The following is a 21,433-nucleotide window of genomic DNA, read 5'->3' as shown; positions in this document are numbered from 1 at the left end:
TTACCTATACCGGGTCGCAACCCTGCGACCCGGTTCCGCCATCCCCATACCGCCCTGCATTTATACCTGAGCGACATGTTCATAAAAGAACATGCGATCTCCAACATTTCCCCTGTTTGGCCGATGCGAACCGGTGCTATTTTCGGTAACGAAACTGTAACATTCGCATCCGCAGTCAAAACAAGAAATCTGGAGCTCTTGAATGTTTGCTTTCTTTCGTCCTGCCGCTCATCAGGCTCCATTGCCTGAAGAAAAAATAGACAGCACCTACCGACGCCTTCGCTGGCAGATCTTCGCCGGGATTTTCATTGGGTATGCGGGTTACTACCTGCTGCGCAAGAACTTCACCCTGGCATTCCCGGATCTGATCGCCCAAGGCTATACAAAAGGCCAACTCGGGGTGGCGATGTCGGCGATTGCGATCGCCTACGGTCTTTCCAAGTTTTTGATGGGCATCGTGTCCGACCGCTCCAACCCTCGTTATTTCCTGCCCTTTGGCCTGATAGTGTCCGCCGGGGTGATGTTCGTTTTCGGTTTCGCACCCTGGGCGACGTCCAGCGTGACCATGATGTTCATCCTGTTGTTCATCAACGGCTGGGCGCAAGGCATGGGTTGGCCACCGAGCGGGCGAACCATGGTGCATTGGTGGTCGCAGAAAGAACGCGGCGGTGTGGTTTCGGTATGGAACACCGCGCATAACGTCGGCGGCGGCTTGATCGGCCCGCTGGCGATCCTCGGCATGGGTTGGTTCAACGACTGGCACAGCAAGTTCTATGTACCGGCAGCGGTGGCGTTGCTGGTCGCTGTATTTGCCTTCATTGTCATGCGCGATACCCCGCAATCGACGGGCCTCCCGCCCATCGAGAAATACAAGAACGATTACCCGGAAGGCTACGACGCCAGCCACGAACAAGAATTCAGCGCCAAGGACATCTTCGTCAAATACGTGCTGCGCAACAAAATGCTCTGGTTCATCGCGTTGGCCAACGTCTTCGTCTACTTGTTGCGCTACGGCATTCTGGATTGGGCGCCGACCTACCTTAAAGAGGTCAAGCACTTCGACTTCGACAAGACGTCCTGGGCTTACTTCCTGTACGAGTGGGCAGGCATTCCCGGCACGCTGCTGTGCGGCTGGATGTCGGACAAGATCTTCCGGGGCAACCGTGGCCTGACGGGCATGGTGTTCATGGCATTGGTGACCGTTGCAACGATCGTTTACTGGCTGAATCCGCCGGGTAACCCGATGGTCGACATGATCTCGCTGTTCGCGATCGGCTTCCTGATCTACGGTCCGGTGATGCTGGTGGGTCTGCAGGCGCTGGAACTGGTGCCCAAGAAAGCGGCGGGTACGGCTGCCGGCTTCACCGGTCTGTTTGGTTATCTGGGTGGTTCAGTCGCGGCCAGTGCCCTGATGGGCTACACGGTGGACTATTTCGGCTGGGATGGCGGCTTCATCCTGCTGGTCGTCGCCTGCCTGCTGGCGATGGCGTTCCTTGCTCCCACTCTGGGTCACAAGAACGTCGCCAGTCAGAGCCGCGAAGCGATCGCCTGATCGGCCTTTGATTTACAGCGTTTGAGCCGCGCCTCCAGATTCCGGTCTGGCATGGCGTGGCTACGCAGGGCGTGCGCAGTCTGTTCGACATATTCGCGAGTGGTGCCATACCGCCCGCAAGCGCTTTCAAATACCTGGCTCAGCACATGATCCGGCAAGTTGCCGGCATAACTGGGCAGGTGCCGTTCCAATACAAATCCCAATGCCTGAACCTGGCTTCCGTCCTCGAGACGGCAGTTGAGCCAATGTGGGCGATAGGACGGGAATGGCATTTCACGCTGCCAGAGCGCATAAAGCGAAGCTTCGAGTTGTTCTTCGGGTAAACGATAAGCGAACCCGCTGCACGAGCCGCCGCGATCCAGCCCAAACACCAGCCCGGGCACTTCCGGCGTACCGCGATGTTCGTGGGACCACAGGTATAAACCGCGATGATAGCCATGCACGCGACCGCGCACTCGCTCAACCGCCGCACATTCAGGGCGCCAGATCAGCGAACCATAAGCGAACAGCCAGACCGGCCCACCCTTGTGGCGCGCCATGGTCGACTGCATCGAGCCGAGTAATTGTTCGTGCGTGAGCTGCGGCCCCAGATCGAGCCGCGGAGGGTAAGCCAGATTCAAAAAAGCAGATTCAATGGCGCTCATGGCGAATAGCGTTCAGCTCCCCGCGGGTAAAGAATTACTTAATAGAACGCACCGCTGTAACAATAAGGCACATGTTTTAAGGCAATTTAAGTGCCATGGCGGCGCTCTAAAACTTATTGCCTGATGAGATATAACCTACCGGTATTTATATAAATCTATAAATACCGATCGGCTATATGGGGAGTTATAACGATTTAAAATCGGGGATCAAGATCGGGGCGCGTAAGCGAAAACATCCGCGCGCATTTGATGGGCATCCATCCCCGCTTCGACCAGCGCATCCAGCGTGCCATAGACCATCGCCGGAGAGCCGCTGGCGTAGACGTGCAGGGCTTTCAGATCAGGGAAATCTTCACACACCGCTTCATGCAACATGCCGCAGCGCCCTCCCCAGCCGCATTGATCGCTGACGACTTTATGCAGGAACAGATTGGGCAACTTCAACCATTCGTCCCAATGCTCAATGTCATAAAAGTCTTCGGGACGACGCACGCCCCAATACAGATGCACCGGATGCTTGAAACCCGTGGCCCGGCAATGTTCGATCAGGCTGTGGATCTGGCCCATGCCGGTACCGGCAGCAATCAGTACCAGTGGACCGTCCGGCAATTCCGCCAGATGGGTGTCGCCGAATGGCATCTCGATGCGCACCATCGAGTTGCGCTGAAGCTGTTCGATCAGGCTCAGCGCACTGCTTTCGCGCGCCAGTACATGAATTTCCAGGTCGCGGCCGGAATGCGGTGCAGAGGCCAGGGAGAAGGCGGATTTCTCGCCGTTCTCACGCTCGATCATCAGGTACTGACCGGCGTGATAGCGCGGCGGCTTGCCCGCCGGCGCACGCAGGCGCACGCGCCAGGTATCGCCGCCGACCTCCCTGCATTCAATGACCTGACACGACACGCTGCGCACCGGCAATTCTCCCAGCGCGAGCACGCCATCCCACAGCACGATGCAGTCTTCCAGCGGCTCTGCAATGCAAGTGTAGAACTCGCCATGGTCGCGCACATCGCCGGCTTGTTCGACCCGCCCTTCCACCAGCAACGCGCCGCACACATGGCAATTGCCGTTGCGACAGCTTTGCGGACATTCATAGCCCAGGCGCCGCGCGCCATCGAGAATCCGCTCGCCGGGCAGAATCTCTAGCACTGCTCCGGAGGGCTGCAAGGTTACACGCATCAATCTATTCCTAACTGATTCCAGATGGCATCGATCCGTTGGGTAACGGCTTCATCCTTGACGATGACCCGGCCCCACTCGCGAGTGGTTTCGCCCGGCCATTTATGCGTGGCATCGAGCCCCATCTTCGAACCCAGGCCGGAGACCGGCGAGGCGAAGTCCAGGTAGTCGATCGGCGTGTTGTCGATCATCACCGTGTCACGCTTGGGGTCCATGCGCGTGGTGATGGCCCAGATCACGTCGTTCCAGTCCCGTGCGTTGATATCGTCGTCAGTGACGATAACGAACTTGGTGTACATGAACTGTCGCAAAAACGACCAGACACCGAGCATTACCCGCTTGGCATGCCCAGGATACGACTTCTTCATGGTCACGATGGCCATGCGGTACGAACAGCCTTCGGGCGGCAGGTAGAAGTCGGTGATCTCCGGAAACTGCTTTTGCAGGATCGGCACGAACACTTCGTTCAGCGCCACGCCGAGAATCGCCGGCTCATCCGGTGGACGGCCGGTGTAGGTGCTGTGGTAGATCGGTTTGATCCGGTGGGTGATGCGCTCGACGGTGAACACCGGGAAGCTGTCGACTTCGTTGTAGTAGCCGGTGTGGTCGCCATATGGACCTTCATCGGCCATTTCGCCCGGATGGATCACGCCTTCGAGGATGATCTCGGCGGTGGCCGGTACTTGCAGGTCGTTGCCGCGGCACTTCACCAGTTCGGTGCGATTGCCGCGCAACAGACCGGCGAAAGCGTATTCGGAGAGGCTGTCCGGCACCGGCGTCACGGCGCCAAGAATGGTTGCCGGGTCAGCGCCCAGGGCCACAGACACCGGGAACGGCTGGCCGGGGTGTTTCTCGCACCATTCACGGTAGTCCAGCGCGCCGCCACGGTGGCTCAACCAGCGCATGATCACCTTGTTGCGGCCGATCACTTGCTGACGGTAGATACCGAGGTTCTGGCGATCCTTGTTCGGACCTTTGGTAACGGTCAGGCCCCAAGTGATCAGCGGGCCGACGTCGCCCGGCCAGCAGGTCTGTACCGGCAACATCGCCAGATCGACATCGTCGCCTTCGATGACCACTTCCTGGCACACCGCGTCTTTGACGACTTTCGGCGCCATGGCAATGATCTTGCGGAAGATCGGCAACTTGGACCAGGCGTCTTTCAGGCCCTTCGGCGGCTCGGGCTCTTTGAGGAACGCCAGCAACTTGCCGATCTCGCGCAGCTCGCTGACCGCTTCTGCGCCCATGCCCAGTGCCACGCGCTCGGGGGTGCCGAACAGGTTGCCGAGTACTGGAATGTCATAACCGGTAGGGTTTTCGAAAAGCAGCGCCGGGCCCTTGGCGCGCAACGTGCGATCGCAGACCTCGGTCATTTCGAGCACTGGGGACACTGGAACCTGGATGCGCTTGAGTTCGCCGCGCTTTTCCAGGCCGCTGATAAAGTCGCGCAAGTCGCGATACTGCATGCGTGAGCCTCGTGTTGGCCGTGGCGTTCGGGGCAGGCAGTTTAGCGCCGAACCCCTCTATTCAGAACCACGAACTGCCGGTTCATCAAAAATCAGATAGCAAAAAGCCGGGTTTCCCCGGCTTCTGCTGACTTTCTGCGATTTACTTGCGTTTCATCGACAGGAAGAACTCGTCGTTGGTCTTGGTCTGCTTCAGCTTGTCGACCAGGAACTCGATGGCAGAGACTTCATCCATCGGGTGCAGCAGCTTGCGCAGGATCCACATACGCTGCAGTTCGTCGTCGGCCGTCAGCAACTCTTCGCGGCGAGTACCGGAACGGTTGATGTTGATGGCCGGGAACACGCGCTTTTCGGCGATCTTGCGATCCAGAGGCAGTTCCATGTTGCCCGTGCCTTTGAATTCTTCGTAGATCACTTCGTCCATCTTCGAGCCGGTTTCAACCAGCGCGGTAGCGATGATGGTCAGCGAGCCGCCTTCTTCGATGTTCCGTGCAGCGCCGAAGAAACGTTTCGGTTTCTCCAGGGCATGGGCATCGACACCACCGGTCAGCACCTTGCCGGAGCTCGGGATCACGGTGTTGTAGGCACGCGCCAGACGGGTGATGGAGTCGAGCAGGATCACCACGTCCTTTTTGTGTTCGACCAGGCGCTTGGCCTTCTCGATCACCATTTCGGCAACCTGCACGTGGCGGGTTGGCGGCTCGTCGAACGTCGAGGCAACCACTTCGCCGCGCACGGTGCGCTGCATTTCGGTCACTTCTTCCGGACGTTCGTCGATCAGCAATACGATCAGATGAACTTCAGGATTGTTACGTGCGATGTTCGCCGCGATGTTCTGCAGCATGATTGTTTTACCGGCTTTCGGCGGTGCAACGATCAGGCCGCGCTGGCCTTTGCCGATCGGGGCGCACAGGTCGATGACACGACCGGTCAAGTCTTCGGTGGAACCGTTGCCGGCTTCCATCTTCATGCGCACGGTCGGGAACAGCGGGGTCAGGTTCTCGAAGAGAATCTTGTTTTTCGCGTTCTCGGGACGATCGTAGTTGATCGTGTCGACCTTGAGCAGCGCGAAATACCGCTCGCCTTCCTTTGGAGGGCGAATCTTGCCAACGATGGTGTCACCGGTGCGCAAGTTGAAGCGGCGGATCTGGCTCGGCGAGACGTAGATATCGTCTGGGCCGGCGAGATAGGAAGCGTCAGCGGAGCGCAGGAAGCCGAAGCCGTCCTGGAGAATCTCCAGCACGCCATCACCGGAGATTTCCTCGCCGCTTTTAGCGTGCTTTTTGAGCAGGGAGAAAATCACGTCCTGCTTGCGCGAACGGGCCATATTTTCTATGCCCATCTGTTCGGCCAATTCGAGCAGTTCGGTAATCGGCTTTTGCTTGAGTTCAGTCAGATTCATATAGGAATGACGTAATCATTTATGGAGGGGGGAAATTAAGCTTTTGGCTTAATGAGGCCGCGCCGCAGAGAAGGCGACAGGATCGCGTACTTATTCGAAAAGGAGTGCGTCGGCGACGGCTAGCAGGGGGCAGTGGAGAAACCAGTGCGGGGCCGAATGTACCACCTGAGTTTCGGAGCGTCTAGCCCTCAATAACGAAAAGGCCCCGCATTATGCGGGGCCTTTTCATGACACTTTATAACAACGCTTAGATGTTGGCGTCGAGGAAAGCAGCCAGTTGCGACTTCGACAGCGCGCCGACCTTGGTGGCTTCGACGTTGCCGTTCTTGAACAGCATCAGCGTCGGGATACCACGTACGCCGTGCTTGGCCGGGGTTTCCTGGTTTTCGTCGATGTTCAGCTTGGCAACGGTCAGCTTGCCAGCGTAGGTGCCAGCGATCTCGTCCAAAACCGGGGCGATCATTTTGCAAGGGCCGCACCACTCAGCCCAGTAGTCAACAAGCACAGGGCCAGCAGCCTTCAGTACTTCTTCTTCGAAGTTAGCGTCGGTGACGTGCTTGATAAGATCGCTGCTCATGGATGTCTCCGGGTTGTAAGCAATAAAAAAACGTGGCCCATCATAGCCGCCCTTCCCGTGTTCAGGAAGCCGCAGATGATTGAGTCTCGCTATGGTGGCCCATGAGTTTGGGTATAGCTCAAGTCATGAGGTGGCGGGAGCGACGAACGCAATTCCGGTACGCAGGGCGGCGTTGCGCACATGCTCCTGCATCGCCTTCTGCGCGGCACCAGAGGCCCGTCGAGCCAGCGCGCGGAGGATTTTACGGTGTTCCTGCCAGGTTTCCATGGCCCGTTCGGCCCGGATGAACGGTAGCTTCTGGCTCTCCAGGAAGATGTCGGCGCTGGCTGTAAGGATGCTCAGCATCGCCTGATTGCCGCTGGCGAGAAGAATGCGCCGGTGAAACTCGAAATCCAGTCGCGCCGCCGCCTCGAAGTCGGCGGCACGCAGTTCGTTGCGCATGGCGGCGACATTGTCTTCCAGGGCATCGAGCTCATCGGTACTCAGGGTCACGGCCGCCAACCCGGCGGCAAAACCTTCCAGCGCATAGCGCAACTGAAAGATGTCCAGCGGCGATGCCTGAGCCGCGAACGGCCAGCCCGGCGCCGCATCGCCCCGGGGCAGATCGACCGGTGACTGCACGAACACGCCCTTGCCCGGCTGGATACTGATCACGCCCAGCGCACTCAGGGACGATAACGCCTCACGCAACGACGCCCGACTGACCCCCAATTGCACCGCCAGATCCCGTTGCGAGGGCAAGGCATCCCCCGCCCCGAAACCTTGCTCGGTGATCAGTTTGCGTATGGCTTGCAGCGCCACTTCAGGTACGGCGCGGGAGATCGAGTTCATGGTTTTTTTCAGACGAGCCAGGCCAATGAGCGGCTAGTTGTAAAGCTATTCGCGACGTCCGGCAAGTCGTGCCCCATGGGGGTTCGGGAATTTTCACGGGTGCGCCATCAGGGTGCGAAATGCCACCCAACTGTTCAGACCAGTAAGACCGAACGACACCAGCAAAACCGTGGCCTGCGGCTCCCAAAAACCAATCTTGGCATGACCCGTGCTCTGTCGATCCGCAGAAATCACTTCCCGCCGATCCGGAGATTTGCCATGACCCAGCGTTACAGCGCCCTCCTCGCAGCCCTGTTTGCCAGCCTGATGCTGAGCCAGGCACCCGCCCACGCCGATAGTCTGGAGGATGTGGTCAAGCGCGGCACCCTCAAAGTCGCCGTGCCCCAGGACTTCCCGCCGTTCGGTTCGGTCGGCCCGGACATGAAACCTCGCGGCCTCGATATCGACACCGCCAAACTGCTGGCCGACCAACTCAAGGTCAAACTCGAGCTGACCCCGGTCAACAGCACCAACCGCATTCCATTCCTGACCACCGGCAAAGTCGACCTGGTGATTTCCAGCCTCGGCAAGAACCCTGAGCGCGAAAAAGTCATCGACTTCTCCCGTGCCTACGCACCGTTCTACCTCGCCGTGTTCGGTCCGCCAGACGCCGCCATCAAGGGCCTGGACGATCTCAAGGGCAAAACCATCAGCGTCACCCGTGGCGCCATTGAAGACATCGAGTTGACCAAAGTCGCCCCCGAAGGCGCGACCATCAAACGCTTCGAAGACAACAACTCGACCATCGCCGCCTACCTCGCAGGGCAGGTCGACCTGATCGCCAGTGGCAACGTGGTGATGGTGGCGATCAGCGAGAAAAACCCGAAACGCGTGCCGGCTCTGAAAGTGAAGCTCAAGGATTCGCCGGTTTACGTCGGCGTGAACAAGAACGAGCCGGCGCTGCTGGGCAAGGTCAACGACATCCTCACCACGGCCAAGGCTGACGGTGCGCTGGAAAAGAATTCGCAAACCTGGCTGAAAGAGCCACTGCCGGCCGATCTCTGATCGTTCGCGCGGGAGACGATTTATGGCTTATCAGTTCGATTTCTTGCCGGTGGTGGAAAACACCGACCTGCTGCTGCGCGGTGCGCTGTTCACCCTTGAGTTGACGGCCATTGGCGCGGTGCTCGGGGTCAGTCTGGGTATCGTCGGGGCGCTGGTGCGGGCGTGGAACATCCGCCCGTTCGCCGGCATTTTCGGGGTTTACGTCGAGTTGATCCGCAACACGCCATTCCTGGTGCAGTTGTTTTTCATCTTCTTCGGTTTGCCGTCGCTGGGCCTGCAGATTTCCGAATGGCAGGCGGCGGTGCTGGCGATGGTGATCAACCTTGGCGCCTATTCGACCGAGATCATCCGCGCCGGCATTCAAGCGATCCCCCGCGGGCAGCTGGAAGCCGCAGCCGCCCTGGCAATGACCCGCTTCGAAGCCTTCCGCCACGTGATTCTGTTGCCGGCGCTGGGCAAGGTCTGGCCGGCCCTGAGCAGCCAGATCATCATCGTCATGCTCGGCTCGGCGGTCTGTTCGCAGATCGCCACCGAAGAGCTGAGTTTCGCCGCCAACTTCATTCAATCGCGCAACTTCCGCGCCTTTGAAACCTATGCCCTGACCACACTGATCTACCTGTGCATGGCACTGCTGATCCGCCAACTACTGAACTGGATCGGCCGGCGCTACATAGCAAGGAGCAGCAGCCAATGAGCGATTTCACCTTCTGGGACATCCTGCGCAACCTGCTCACGGGCCTGCAATGGACCCTGGCATTGTCGCTGGTGGCGTTTATCGGCGGTGGGCTGATCGGTTTGCTGATCATGGTGATGCGGATTTCAAAAAAATCCCTGCCCAGCAACTTCGCCCGCACCTACATCGAACTGTTCCAGGGCACGCCGCTATTGATGCAGCTGTTTCTGGTGTTCTTCGGTGTGGCGTTGGCCGGTATAGAGATTTCGCCGTGGATGGCCGCGGCGATTGCCTTGACGCTGTTCACCAGCGCTTACCTGGCGGAGATCTGGCGCGGTTGTGTCGATTCGATCCCCAATGGCCAGTGGGAAGCCTCGTCGAGCCTGGCACTCAACCCGCTGGAGCAATTGCGTTACGTGATCCTGCCGCAAGCCCTGCGCATCGCCGTGGCGCCGACCGTGGGTTTCTCGGTGCAAGTGGTCAAAGGCACCGCCGTCACCTCGATCATCGGCTTTACCGAACTGACCAAGACCGGCGGCATGCTCGCCAACGCGACCTTCGAGCCCTTCATGGTCTACGGCCTGGTGGCGCTCGGTTACTTCCTGCTCTGCTACCCCTTGTCCCTCAGTGCGCGCTACCTGGAAAGGAGACTGCATGCCTCTGCTTAGAATTTCCGCCCTGCATAAATATTACGGCGACCACCATGTGCTCAAAGGCATCGACCTGAGTGTCGACGAAGGCCAGGTGGTGGCGATCATCGGTCGCAGCGGCTCGGGCAAATCCACCTTGTTGCGCACCCTCAATGGTCTGGAGTCGATCAATGACGGCGTGATCGAAGTCGACGGCGAATACCTCGACGCCGCCCGCGCCGACCTGCGCAGCCTGCGGCAGAAAGTCGGGATGGTGTTCCAGCAGTTCAATCTGTTCCCGCACCTGACCGTGGGCGAAAACGTCATGCTCGCGCCGCAAGTGGTGCAGAAAGTGCCGAAAGCCAAAGCCGCCGAACTGGCGCGGAAGATGCTGGAACGGGTCGGGTTGGGGGAGAAATTTGATGCATTCCCGGATCGACTGTCTGGCGGCCAGCAACAGCGAGTGGCGATTGCTCGTGCCTTGGCGATGTCGCCGAAAGTCTTGCTATGCGACGAGATCACCTCGGCGCTGGATCCGGAACTGGTCAACGAAGTGCTGAGCGTGGTCCGGCAACTGGCCAAGGAAGGCATGACACTGATCATGGTCACCCATGAAATGCGCTTTGCCCGCGAGGTGGGGGACAAATTGGTGTTCATGCACCATGGCAAGGTGCATGAGGTGGGGGATCCGAAGGTGTTGTTTGCCAACCCGCAGACGGCGGAGCTGGCGAATTTCATTGGGACGGTGGAAGCGGCAGGCTGAAGGATGCGCCGCGTCTTTGAGACCGTCATCGCGAGCAGGCTCGCTCCCACATTGGTTCCGTGTCAGCCGCAAGATTGAAGGCAACATGGAATCCTGTGGGAGCGAGCCTGCTCGCGATTGACCGCAAAGCGGTCACCTACGCGTTGGCGGCAGCGTTTGATCGTGGCAGGATGTCGAGGTTATCGACCGAGACCCCCTGACCATGCCGCAATCCCAAGCCAAGAATCTGTCCCTGATCGCCGCAATCGACCTGGGCTCCAACAGCTTTCACATGGTCGTGGCCAAGGCCCAGAACGGCGAAATCCGGATTCTCGAACGTCTCGGGGAGAAGGTTCAGCTGGCCGCTGGCATCGACGAAGAGCGTCAACTCAGCGAAGAATCCATGCAGCGCGGGCTCGATTGCCTGAAGCGTTTCGCCCAACTGATCAGCGGTATGCCGCCCGGCACCGTGCGGATCGTCGGCACCAACGCCCTGCGCGAAGCCCGTAACCGCGCCGAATTCATCCGTCGCGCCGAAGAAATTCTTGGCCATCCGGTAGAAGTCATCTCCGGCCGCGAAGAAGCGCGTCTGATTTACCTCGGTGTCTCCCACACCCTTGCCGACACGCCGGGCAAGCGCCTGGTGGCCGACATCGGCGGCGGCAGTACTGAATTCATCATCGGCCAGCGCTTCGAACCGCTGCTGCGCGAAAGCCTGCAAATGGGTTGCGTCAGCTTCACCCAGCGCTATTTCAAGGATGGCAAGATCACCCCGGCCCGCTACGCCCAGGCGTATACCGCGGCGCGGCTGGAGATCATGAGCATCGAACACGCCCTGCACCGCCTGACCTGGGATGAAGCCATCGGCTCCTCGGGTACCATTCGCGCCATTGGCCTGGCGCTGAAGGCCGGCGGGCATGGCACGGGCGAAGTGAATGCCGAAGGCCTGGCCTGGCTCAAGCGCAAGTTGTTCAAACTCGGCGATGTCGAGAAAATCGACTTCGAAGGCATCAAGCCCGACCGCCGGGCGATCTTCCCCGCCGGGTTGGCGATTCTCGAAGCGATCTTCGACTCCCTTGAACTGCGACGCATGGATCACTGTGAAGGCGCCCTGCGCGAAGGCGTGCTCTATGACCTGCTGGGTCGTCATCATCACGAAGACGTCCGTGAACGCACGCTCAGCTCGCTGATGGAGCGTTACCACGTCGACCTGGAACAAGCTATACGAGTCGAACGCAAGGCACTGCACGCCTTCGATCAAGTGGCTGAAGACTGGGACCTGAATGACGGCGTCTGGCGCGAACTGCTGGGCTGGGCGGCCAAGGTCCATGAAGTGGGCCTGGACATCGCCCACTATCAGTATCACAAGCACGGCGCCTACCTGATCGAGCACTCGGACCTCGCCGGATTCTCCCGCGAAGACCAGCAAATGCTCGCGCTACTGGTGCGGGGTCACCGACGCAACATTCCCAAGGACAAGTTCGCCGACTTCGGCGACGACGGCATCAAGCTGATTCGCCTGTGCGTGCTGCTGCGCTTTGCGATTCTGTTCCATCACATTCGCGGCACCCAGGAAATGCCACAAGTCGTGCTGCACGCCAACGGCGACAGCCTGGATGTGTTGTTCCCGGAACACTGGCTGGACGACAACCAGTTGACCCAGGCCGACTTCGCCCTGGAAGCCGAGTGGCTGACCCGCGTCAGCTTCGTGCTGAACGTCCGCTAAACCCTGTGGCGAGGGAGCTTGCTCCCGCTGGGCTGCGAAGCGGCCCCATTCTCTATTTTAAAAAAGGGGACTGCTGCGCAGTCCAACGGGAGCAAGCTCCCTCGCCACAAGTCATTCACCGCTCGGGCGGGAACAAAAAAGGGCGACCCACATGGATCGCCCTTTTTTGTATCAACCGAATCTACGTTAACGAACAGCCAGAATCGGGCTGCCCAAGCGCTCAAGCAAGGTTGCCTGGGCACTGCGCGGGTTCTGGTTGCCGGTCGGCGTGTTGCGGATGTAACGACCGTCCGCCTGCAGGCTCCAACTATGGGTGTTGTCGGTGAGATAGAGCTCCAGCTCTTTCTTGACCCGCATGATCAGCTTCTTGCCCTCGACCGGGAAGCAAGTCTCGACGCGCTTGTCGAGGTTGCGCTCCATCCAGTCGGCACTGGACAGGAACATCTGCTCTTCACCGCCGTTGAGGAAGTAGAAGACCCGGGTGTGTTCCAGGAAGCGACCGATGATCGAGCGCACGTGGATATTGTGGGATACGCCGGCGATGCCCGGGCGCAGGCAGCACATGCCGCGCACCACCAAATCGATACGCACCCCGGACTGACTGGCCTTGTACAACGCGCGGATGACCTTCGGATCGGTCAACGAGTTGAACTTGGCGATGATGTGCGCCGGCTTACCGTCGAGAGCGAATTGCGTCTCCCGGGCAATCATGTCGAGCATGCCTTTTTTCAGCGTGAACGGCGCGTGCAGCAGTTTCTTCATGCGCAGGGTTTTACCCATGCCGATCAACTGGCTGAACAGTTTGCCGACGTCTTCGCACAAGGCATCGTCGGAGGTCAGCAGGCTGTAGTCGGTGTACAGACGGGCGTTGGCCGCGTGGTAGTTGCCGGTACCCAAATGGGCGTAGCGGACAATCTCGCCAGCCTCGCGGCGCAAAATCAGCATCATCTTGGCGTGGGTCTTGAAGCCGACCACGCCGTAAATCACTACCGCACCGGCCGCTTGCAGACGGCTGGCCAGTTGCAGGTTGGATTCCTCGTCGAACCGCGCGCGCAATTCGATCACCGCCGTTACTTCCTTGCCGTTGCGCGCAGCGTCCACCAGCGCATCGACAATCTCGGAGTTGGCGCCACTGCGATACAACGTCTGACGAACCGCCAACACGTGCGGATCCTTGGCCGCCTGGCGCAGCAAATCGACCACCGGGGTGAACGACTCGAACGGGTGCAGCAACAGGATGTCCTGTTTGCTGATCACGCTGAAAATGTTCTCGCTGTTTTGCAGCAGTTTCGGGATCTGCGGGGTAAACGGGGTGTATTGCAGCTCCGGATGACTGTCCAGGCCGGTGATGCTGAACAACCGGGTCAGGTTGACCGGGCCATTGACCTGATACAGCTCGGTCTCGTGCAAGTTGAACTGCTTGAGCAGGTAATCGGACAAGTGTTTCGGGCAGGTATCGGCCACTTCCAGCCGCACCGCGTCACCGTAGCGACGGGAGAACAACTCGCCGCGCAGGGCGCGGGCCAGGTCTTCTACATCTTCGGTGTCGACCGCGAGATCGGCGTTTCGGGTCAGGCGGAACTGGTAGCAGCCCTTGACCTTCATGCCCTGGAACAGATCATCGGCGTGAGCGTGGATCATCGACGACAAGAACACATAGTTGTCGCCCGGGCCACCGACTTCTTCCGGCACCTTGATGATCCGCGGCAGCAGACGCGGTGCCGGAATGATCGCCAGACCGGAGTCGCGACCGAAGGCATCGATGCCTTCGAGCTCGACGATGAAGTTCAGGCTCTTGTTCACCAGCAACGGAAACGGGTGCGTCGGGTCGAGGCCGATCGGGGTGATGATCGGCGCGATTTCATCGCGGAAATAACGACGAACCCAAGTCTTGAGCTTGGTGGTCCAGTAGCGGCGACGGATGAAGCGGACCTGATGTTTTTCCAGTTCCGGCAACAGAATGTCGTTGAGGATCGCGTATTGGCGATCGACGTGGCCATGCACCAGCTCGCTGATACGAGCCAGGGCCTGGTGCGGTTGCAAGCCATCGGCGCCGGCTTGTTCACGGGCGAAGGTGATCTGCTTCTTCAGGCCGGCCACGCGAATCTCGAAGAACTCGTCCAGGTTGCTGGAGAAAATCAGCAGAAACTTCAGCCGCTCCAGCAATGGGTAGGACTCATCCAGCGCCTGCTCCAGCACGCGGATGTTGAACTGCAGTTGCGAGAGCTCACGATGGATGTACAGGCTGCTGTCATCCAGGCCGGGAATGGCAATCACTGGCGCCGCCACAGCGGGCTCGGCCACCACCGCGGGTGGAGCAGGCTCCAGCTCCGGCGGGGTTTCGGCGATTTGCTCCACCACAGGTTGAGCGTCTTTTACGGCAACTTCAGTGAGTCCTTCGGTATTCATCGAATGTTCCTGGGAGGGCTATTTTTGCTCTCGTAACAATTGAGCAGCACGGACGGCAAAGTAAGTCAGGATGCCATCAGCGCCTGCACGTTTAAAAGCGGTCAGGGATTCGAGGATAACCCCTTCGCTCAACCAGCCATTCTGGATCGCTGCCATGTGCATGGCGTATTCGCCGCTGACCTGATAGACAAAGGTCGGCACTTTGAATTCTTCTTTGACCCGGTAAAGGATATCCAGATACGGCATGCCTGGTTTGACCATGACCATGTCCGCGCCTTCTGACAAGTCCGCCGCCACTTCGTGCAGGGCCTCGTTGCTGTTAGCCGGGTCCATCTGATAGGAGGCCTTGTTGGCCTTGCCCAGATTCAGCGCCGAGCCCACCGCATCGCGGAACGGGCCGTAATAGGCGCTGGCGTATTTGGCCGAGTAAGCCATGATCCGCACGTTGACGTGATCGGCCAGCTCCAGCGCCTCGCGGATCGCCTGAATGCGACCGTCCATCATGTCCGACGGGGCCACCACCTGAGCGCCGGCTTCAGCGAGAGACAAAGCCTGTTTAACCAGTGCGTCGACGGTAATGTCGTTCTGCACGTAGCCTTCTTCGTCGAGGATGCCGTCCTGACCGTGAGTGGTAAACGGGTCCAGAGCGACGTCGGTGATCACACCCAACTCCGGGAACCGATCACGCAGGGCTCGGGTGGCGCGCTGGGCGATGCCATCGGGGTTCCAGGCTTCGGCGGCGTCCAGGGATTTGAGCTCCGGTGGCGTCACCGGGAACAATGCCAGCGCCGGAATCCCCAGCTCGACCCACTTGGCCGCTTCTTCAAGCAACAAATCGATGGTCAGGCGTTCGACGCCCGGCATAGAGGCCACCGCTTCGCGACGGTTTTCACCGTCCAGCACGAACACCGGCAGGATCAGATCGTCGACGGTCAATACGTTTTCACGGACCAGTCGACGCGAGAAATCATCACGACGGTTACGACGCAGGCGGGTTGCAGGAAACAAACGGTTGGCGGGGGTAAAGCTCACGGCAGACTCCTGAGCCCGCGCTGGCGGGCGAGCGTGACAGTTATAAGCGGCCATTATGACGAACGTATTACAGTTATGTGCACCCTGTGACAGGTAGCCGCATTCCATTGTCCTTGTAGGAAATGTTCACGTCGAGACACATTTTGACACTTTCCTGAATGTGTCCGAGGGGTTAGGCTGCGCGTTCATTTCGCCAGCACCCAGACAATGCTCCAACAATTTCTTCAGGAATTCGGCTACTTCGCCCTCTTTCTCGGCACGTTCTTCGAAGGCGAAACCATCCTGGTGCTCGCGGGCTTCCTTGCGTTCCGTGGATACATGGACATCAAGGTGGTGATGCTCGTGGCGTTCCTCGGCAGTTATGCCGGCGATCAGCTGTGGTACTTCCTGGGGCGCAAGCACGGGCGCAAATTGCTGGCGCGCAAACCGCGCTGGCAACTGATGGGTGATCGGGCGCTGGAACATATCCGCAAGCACCCGGACATCTGGGTACTGAGCTTCCGCTTTGTCTATGGACTGCGCACCGTGATGCCGGTGGCGATCGGTCTGTCGGGCTATCCGCCGGGACGTTATCTGCTGCTCAACGGGATTGGCGCAGCCATCTGGGCCGCCGCGCTGGCTTCCGCCGCCTATCACTTCGGCGCAGTGCTCGAAGGCATGCTGGGCAGCGTCAAGAAATATGAGCTGTGGGTGCTGGGCGCCCTGCTGGTACTGGGCTTTTGCCTGTGGCTGCGGCGGCGCTTCAAGAATGCCCGTCTGGCGAAGAAAATCTACGCCGACGAGCAAGCGTTGAAAGCCGAACAGACCAAGTCCAGCGAACCTACGACGCCCATCGAGTGAAGCGGTTTCTACAACAGTAGAGACCGATTCCGCTGAGCAGGCTGTAACTGAGCAGTCCCACCCAGCCAACCGCGCTGCCCGGCCATAGCCCGGCCATTGGCGCGAGCCACACCAGCGGCAGGTTCGATGCCAGCCGCAACAGCTCCAGCGTCAACGCCTGCGGGCGATTTTCCAGGGCCACGCCCAACACAACCAACCCCAGTGCCACAGCGCCCCAGCCCAACACCAAGGCCGAGGTCGGCAGGCTTTGCTCCAGGTTCATCAAGTAACTGCCCAAGGCGATGTAGACACAGAATTGCAGCGTCACATACCACTGCTGACGCCCGTCCAGCGGCACCTCGAATTTGCGGAATTGGCTCAGGTCCGGCTTGTTCATCGGATATTTGGCCGCCACATCCGCCGGCCGCCAACCGGTGCGCATGAACCAGATCCGCAGTTTGTCCCACCCGCTTTCGGCGCGCCGGGCGTCATCCCACAGCTGGACATAGAACTGCACGTTCGCCCACAACGGATTCCAGCTCGCCAGCGGTGTGGTCACGCCGAAAATCACCGGTTCGTTGTCGTCCTCTTCCTGGAACGAGCCGAATAGACGGTCCCAAATAATGAACACCCCGCCGTAGTTGCGATCCATGTAAAGAGCGTTCTGTGCATGGTGAGCCCGATGATTGGACGGCGTGACGAAGAACCATTCGAACCAGCCAAGCTTGGGAATGTGCCGGGTATGCACCCAGAATTGGTACAGCAGATTCAGCGCCGCAACGCTGACAAACACCAGCAGCGGCACGCCGAGCACGGCCATGGGCAGGTAGAAAATCCAGCTCAGCAGAAACCCGGTGCTGGTCTGGCGCAAGGCCGTGGAGAGGTTGTAATCCTCACTCTGATGATGCACCGAGTGGGCGGCCCAGAGGATGTTGCGCTCGTGACCCATACGGTGCAGCCAGTAGTAGCAGAAGTCGTAGAAGACGAAAGCGAACACCCAGACCCAGACACTGTCGGCCGACAGCTCAATCACGGCCAGATGCTTCAGGGCGAAGGCATAAGTGACCAGGCCGACGCCTTTGGTCAACAGGCCCGTGGTGGTCGACAGCACGCCGGTGCTGAGGCTGTTGATCGCATCTGCCACGCGGTAATTGCTCACCCCGCGCCAACGATCGGCCAGCAACTCGACCGCAATCAGCACAAAGAAAAACGGCACCGCATACAGAATGAAGTCCATGACGCGCCCTGATCAGAATCGTTCAGCAGAGATTAGGTGTAGCCGCGTATTAACCCTATGGCAACGAGTGACAAATTAGTGGACATTTAACGCCATGAATCTGGAGAAAAGCCCATGAGCAAAAAAATTGCAGTGATCCTTTCCGGCTGCGGCGTGTACGACGGCGCCGAGATCCACGAAAGCGTGATCACCCTGCTGCGGCTGGACCAGCGCGGTGCCCAGGTGCAGTGTTTCGCACCCAATATCGCGCAGTTGCATGTGATCAACCACCTGACCGGCGAAGAAATGCCCGAGGCGCGCAACGTGCTGGTGGAATCGGCGCGGATCGCCCGGGGCAACATCAAGGATATCCGTGATGCCAGCGTCGAAGACTTCGATGCGCTGATTGTTCCCGGCGGATTTGGATCAGCCAAGAACCTGTCGAACTTTGCCGTCGAAGGTGCCGGATGCAGCATTCAACCTGACGTCCTGGCGTTGACCGAAGCGTTCGCCGAGGCCGGCAAACCGGTGGGGCTGATCTGCATCTCGCCGGCCCTGGCGGCCAAGATCTACGGCCCAGGCGTGACCTGTACCATCGGCAACGATGCCGATACCGCTGCCGCGATGAACAAAATGGGCGCCACCCATGCCGAGTGCGCAGTGACCGACATCGTCGAAGACAAAGCGCGCAAACTAGTGAGCACTCCGGCGTACATGCTGGCGCAATCGATCAGCGAGGCCGCTTCCGGCATCAACAAACTGGTCGACCGCGTACTGGAACTGACCCACGAAAACGACGAGTAAAGAGGCAAGATCAAAAGATCGCAGGCTTCGCCGGCTCCTACAGGATTTTGTACTGCCCCGTAATTTGCGTCGGTCACGGTCCATGTAGGAGCTGCCGCAGGCTGCGATCTTTTCAGGCGTTACGCGACAACCGGGTAAGTATCCGGTCCAGTGCATTGGCGAACGCCTGCTTCTCGCGCTCGCCAAACGGTGCCGGCCCGCCGCTCATCTGGCCCTGTTCACGCAGATCGGTGAACAGGTTGCGCACCGCCAGTCGATCACCCATGTTCTGCGCATCGAACTCCTTGCCCCGTGGGTCCAGCGCCGCAACGCCCTTCTTCACCAACCGGTCCGCCAGCGGCACATCGCTGCAAATCACCAGTTCACCTGGCACTGCGTGTTCCACCAGATAATCGTCAGCGGCATCCGGGCCGCTGGGCACCACGATCAACTTCACCAGGGCAAGGCCCGGCTTGATCTGCGGCTGGCCGGCCACCAGCACCACTTCGAACTGGCGCTTGAGGGCGAATTTCACCACCAGATCCTTGGCTGCCCGCGGGCAAGCGTCGGCATCGATCCACACGCGCATAGTGTTTTCCTCGTCCAAAAAAAATCGCGAGCAGGCTCGCTCCCACAGGTTATACGCAATCCTGTGGGAGCGAGCCTGCTCGCGATTGTGAGCGCAGCGAATGCTTTTAAGAAACCGGCAGACGCCGCTTCTCGGCCATCCGGCTGCGGCTGTACAGCACGATGATCGCAATGATCGCCACGGCCTGAGCACTCAGCGAATAGGCATCAGCGTGGATCCCCAGCCAGTCGAAGTCAAAGAACGGCACCGGTCGCGTGCCGAAGATCCCGGCCTCCTGCAACGCCTTCACGCCATGGCCGGCAAACACCACCGACAACGCGCACAGCAGCCCGGCATTGATGCCAAAGAACAACGCCAGCGGCAGTTTCGCCGAGCCGCGCAGAATCACCCAGGCCAGACCGATCAGCAATACCAGCGCCGTCGCCCCGCCCGCCATTACGGCGTTGTGCCCTGCCGGCCCGGCCTGCAACCACAGGGTTTCGTAAAACAGGATCACTTCGAACAGCTCGCGATACACCGAGAAGAACGCCAGGATCGCAAACCCGAAACGCCCGCCGCCGCTCACCAGGCTGCTCTTGATGTAATCCTGCCAGGCCGCTGCGTGACGACGGTCGTGCATCCATACGCCGAGCCAGAGCACCATGACACTGGCAAACAGTGCAGTGGCACCTTCCAGCAGTTCACGCTGGGCACCGCTGACGTCGATCACATACGCCGCCACCGCCCAGGTCGCCAACCCGGCCAGCAGTGCCAGGCCCCAACCGATGTTGACACTGCGCACCGCCGATTGCTGACCGGTATTGCGCAGGAACGCGAGGATCGCCGCGAGCACCAGAATCGCTTCAAGACCTTCTCGCAACAGAATCAACAGACCGGAAATGTAGCTCAGCGACCAGCTCAAGCCATCACTGCCCAGCAGGCCAGCGGACTCTTTCAACTTGGCTTTGGCCGCCTCCAGACGCTGCTCGGCCTGGGCCACCGGCAAGCCATCCTGCAACGATTGACGGTAAGCCATCAGGGACTTCTCGGTGTCTTTGCGCACGTTGGCGTCGACGTTGTCCAGAGAGCTTTCGACCAGCTCGAAGCCTTCCAGGTACGCTGCCACCGACAGGTCGTAGGCCTGATCGTGCTCGCCGGCGCGGTAGGCGGCGATGCTCTTGTCCAAGGTGGCCGCCGTGTAATCAAGCAACTGCCCCGGGCCACGCTTGACCTGCGGCGGTTGCGCCCGTTGCGCGCGGAAGGTCGCGGCCGCTTGCGGCCCCTCGGCGGCCTGCACTTCGGCTGGCGTCTGACGTGCCAGGTCGGCGATGTTGTAGGTTTTCTCGGATTTTGCCGCGGCCGGATCGGCGCTGAAGCTGGCGATGTAGGTCGCCAGGTCCCAACGTTGACGATCATCCAGTTGATCGGCGAAGGCCGGCATGTCGGTGCCTTCAACGCCCATGCCCAGCGTGTTGTAGATCGCATAGAGGCTCAGACGGTCCAGTCGCACGGCATCGCGCAGATTGGCCGGCGGAGGCGTCATACCGACACCTGCCGGGCCATCACCGGCGCCCGCATCGCCATGGCACACCGAGCATTGCTGGGTATACAACGGCGCGCCGCGGGTCGGGTCCGGGGTGATGACCGGGGCCTGGCTAACCTCGTAGGTCACCGCCAGTTTTGCCCCCAGCTGCCGCGCCTGACGGGCGACGTCTGCGCCATCTTTGCGAGCGGCGATCGCAGCGCCAAGGCTACCGACGCCCTGCTCCAGTTCTGCGCGGTCGGGTTTGGCCGGCAAATCGGCGATCAAACCTTGCAACACCTTCAGGAATTCCTGCTGTTCGCGGTATTCAGACTCATCGATGACTTTGCCCGCCTCGACCGTCGCCGGGTAATCAGCGCCAATGTAATCGAGCAAATGCAGGGCTTTGGGCGCACCTTCCGCGGTTTCGGCCAGCGCATTGAAGCTGCAGAACGCGATCACCGGCAGCACGAGCCACGCCAGAAAACGAGAGGAGGCAATCATGAATAAATCTCAAATGGAAATACGAAGTAACACATTGTTCACTCCCAATGAGTTTCACTCAAGCTTTGTTGGTATTTCCTGCTCAGCTGCGTATACATTCAGCGGCCAATTGCTATCT

19 protein-coding genes are annotated in these 21,433 nt (G+C 59.7%); 8 read left to right on the top strand and 11 right to left on the bottom strand.

Annotated features, from left to right (window positions below):
• The first annotated feature begins 202 nt into the window (after positions 1–202).
• Entirely contained in the window at positions 203–1,552 is a 1,350-nt protein-coding gene (gene glpT, locus BK662_RS32335) for a glycerol-3-phosphate transporter (protein WP_123360953.1), read from the top strand.
• On the opposite strand, the gene BK662_RS32330 is transcribed toward glpT, so the two are convergent.
• From BK662_RS32330 to BK662_RS32305, 6 genes are all read right to left on the bottom strand, one after another.
• Positions 1,528–2,196, bottom strand: a complete 669-nt coding sequence (locus BK662_RS32330; protein WP_050682219.1) for a gamma-glutamylcyclotransferase — start codon at positions 2,194–2,196, stop codon at positions 1,528–1,530. The genes glpT and BK662_RS32330 overlap by 25 nt on opposite strands.
• A 207-nt stretch (positions 2,197–2,403) precedes the next feature.
• Positions 2,404–3,372 carry a CDP-6-deoxy-delta-3,4-glucoseen reductase gene (locus BK662_RS32325; protein WP_123360952.1) on the bottom strand — a complete coding sequence of 323 codons (969 nt, stop codon included), beginning with the start codon at positions 3,370–3,372 and terminating at the stop codon, positions 2,404–2,406.
• Positions 3,372–4,838: a 4-hydroxy-3-polyprenylbenzoate decarboxylase gene (ubiD, locus tag BK662_RS32320; protein WP_007899385.1), complete on the bottom strand. Its 1,467-nt coding sequence runs from the start codon at positions 4,836–4,838 to the stop codon at positions 3,372–3,374. The genes BK662_RS32325 and ubiD overlap by 1 nt, the downstream gene beginning before the upstream one ends.
• 142 nt (positions 4,839–4,980) lie before the next feature.
• On the bottom strand, positions 4,981–6,240 hold the full coding sequence (gene rho, locus BK662_RS32315) for a transcription termination factor Rho (protein WP_007899384.1): 1,260 nt from the start codon (positions 6,238–6,240) through the stop codon (positions 4,981–4,983).
• A 247-nt stretch (positions 6,241–6,487) separates the two neighbouring features.
• Complete coding sequence (gene trxA / locus BK662_RS32310; RefSeq protein WP_007899382.1) at positions 6,488–6,817, bottom strand: thioredoxin TrxA; 330 nt, start codon at positions 6,815–6,817, stop codon at positions 6,488–6,490.
• A gap of 123 nt (positions 6,818–6,940) precedes the next feature.
• A complete protein-coding gene (locus BK662_RS32305; RefSeq protein WP_123360951.1) occupies positions 6,941–7,648 on the bottom strand; it encodes a FadR/GntR family transcriptional regulator in 708 nt (235 codons plus the stop codon).
• A 258-nt stretch (positions 7,649–7,906) separates the two neighbouring features.
• On the opposite strand from BK662_RS32305, the gene BK662_RS32300 reads away from it, so the two are divergent.
• The 5 genes from BK662_RS32300 (at position 7,907) to ppx (ending at position 12,462) form a co-directional block, all read left to right on the top strand.
• A complete protein-coding gene (locus tag BK662_RS32300) occupies positions 7,907–8,692 on the top strand; it encodes a transporter substrate-binding domain-containing protein (RefSeq protein WP_123360950.1) in 786 nt (261 codons plus the stop codon).
• Between the two features lie 22 nt (positions 8,693–8,714).
• A complete protein-coding gene (locus BK662_RS32295; protein WP_123360949.1) occupies positions 8,715–9,386 on the top strand; it encodes an amino acid ABC transporter permease in 672 nt (223 codons plus the stop codon).
• Complete coding sequence (locus BK662_RS32290) at positions 9,383–10,033, top strand: amino acid ABC transporter permease (RefSeq protein WP_123360948.1); 651 nt, start codon at positions 9,383–9,385, stop codon at positions 10,031–10,033. Before BK662_RS32295 ends, BK662_RS32290 begins: the two co-directional genes overlap by 4 nt.
• On the top strand, positions 10,020–10,757 hold the full coding sequence (locus BK662_RS32285; RefSeq protein WP_123360947.1) for an amino acid ABC transporter ATP-binding protein: 738 nt from the start codon (positions 10,020–10,022) through the stop codon (positions 10,755–10,757). The genes BK662_RS32290 and BK662_RS32285 overlap by 14 nt, the downstream gene beginning before the upstream one ends.
• A 202-nt stretch (positions 10,758–10,959) precedes the next feature.
• On the top strand, positions 10,960–12,462 hold the full coding sequence (gene ppx, locus BK662_RS32280) for an exopolyphosphatase (protein ID WP_123360946.1): 1,503 nt from the start codon (positions 10,960–10,962) through the stop codon (positions 12,460–12,462).
• Positions 12,463–12,648: 186 nt separating this feature from the next.
• Here ppx and ppk1 read toward each other — a convergent pair whose 3' ends face one another.
• Entirely contained in the window at positions 12,649–14,871 is a 2,223-nt protein-coding gene (gene ppk1 / locus BK662_RS32270) for a polyphosphate kinase 1 (RefSeq protein WP_123360945.1), read from the bottom strand.
• A gap of 18 nt (positions 14,872–14,889) precedes the next feature.
• Positions 14,890–15,903: a porphobilinogen synthase gene (hemB, locus tag BK662_RS32265; RefSeq protein ID WP_123360944.1), complete on the bottom strand. Its 1,014-nt coding sequence runs from the start codon at positions 15,901–15,903 to the stop codon at positions 14,890–14,892.
• 207 nt (positions 15,904–16,110) lie between these two features.
• On the opposite strand from hemB, the gene BK662_RS32260 reads away from it, so the two are divergent.
• On the top strand, positions 16,111–16,743 hold the full coding sequence (locus BK662_RS32260; RefSeq protein WP_123360943.1) for a DedA family protein: 633 nt from the start codon (positions 16,111–16,113) through the stop codon (positions 16,741–16,743).
• Here the strand turns inward: BK662_RS32260 and BK662_RS32255 are convergent.
• The gene (locus BK662_RS32255) at positions 16,724–17,959 is read right to left on the bottom strand and encodes a sterol desaturase family protein (protein WP_123360942.1); all 1,236 of its coding nucleotides are present in this window, start codon (positions 17,957–17,959) and stop codon (positions 16,724–16,726) included. The genes BK662_RS32260 and BK662_RS32255 overlap by 20 nt on opposite strands.
• Positions 17,960–18,073: 114 nt before the next feature.
• Here BK662_RS32255 and elbB point away from each other — a divergent pair, with 114 nt between their 5' ends.
• Positions 18,074–18,742 carry an isoprenoid biosynthesis glyoxalase ElbB gene (elbB, locus tag BK662_RS32250; RefSeq protein WP_123360941.1) on the top strand — a complete coding sequence of 223 codons (669 nt, stop codon included), beginning with the start codon at positions 18,074–18,076 and terminating at the stop codon, positions 18,740–18,742.
• 112 nt (positions 18,743–18,854) lie between these two features.
• Here elbB and BK662_RS32245 read toward each other — a convergent pair whose 3' ends face one another.
• Positions 18,855–19,310 carry a YaiI/YqxD family protein gene (locus BK662_RS32245; protein ID WP_123360940.1) on the bottom strand — a complete coding sequence of 152 codons (456 nt, stop codon included), beginning with the start codon at positions 19,308–19,310 and terminating at the stop codon, positions 18,855–18,857.
• Between the two features lie 106 nt (positions 19,311–19,416).
• On the bottom strand, positions 19,417–21,315 hold the full coding sequence (locus tag BK662_RS32240) for an FTR1 family protein (RefSeq protein WP_123360939.1): 1,899 nt from the start codon (positions 21,313–21,315) through the stop codon (positions 19,417–19,419).
• Positions 21,316–21,433 lie beyond the last annotated feature (118 nt).

Source organism: Pseudomonas frederiksbergensis (genome assembly GCF_003732275.1).
GTDB classification, from domain to species: Bacteria; Pseudomonadota; Gammaproteobacteria; order Pseudomonadales; family Pseudomonadaceae; genus Aquipseudomonas; species Aquipseudomonas frederiksbergensis_H.
This window is presented reverse-complemented; position numbering and strand designations above follow the sequence as displayed.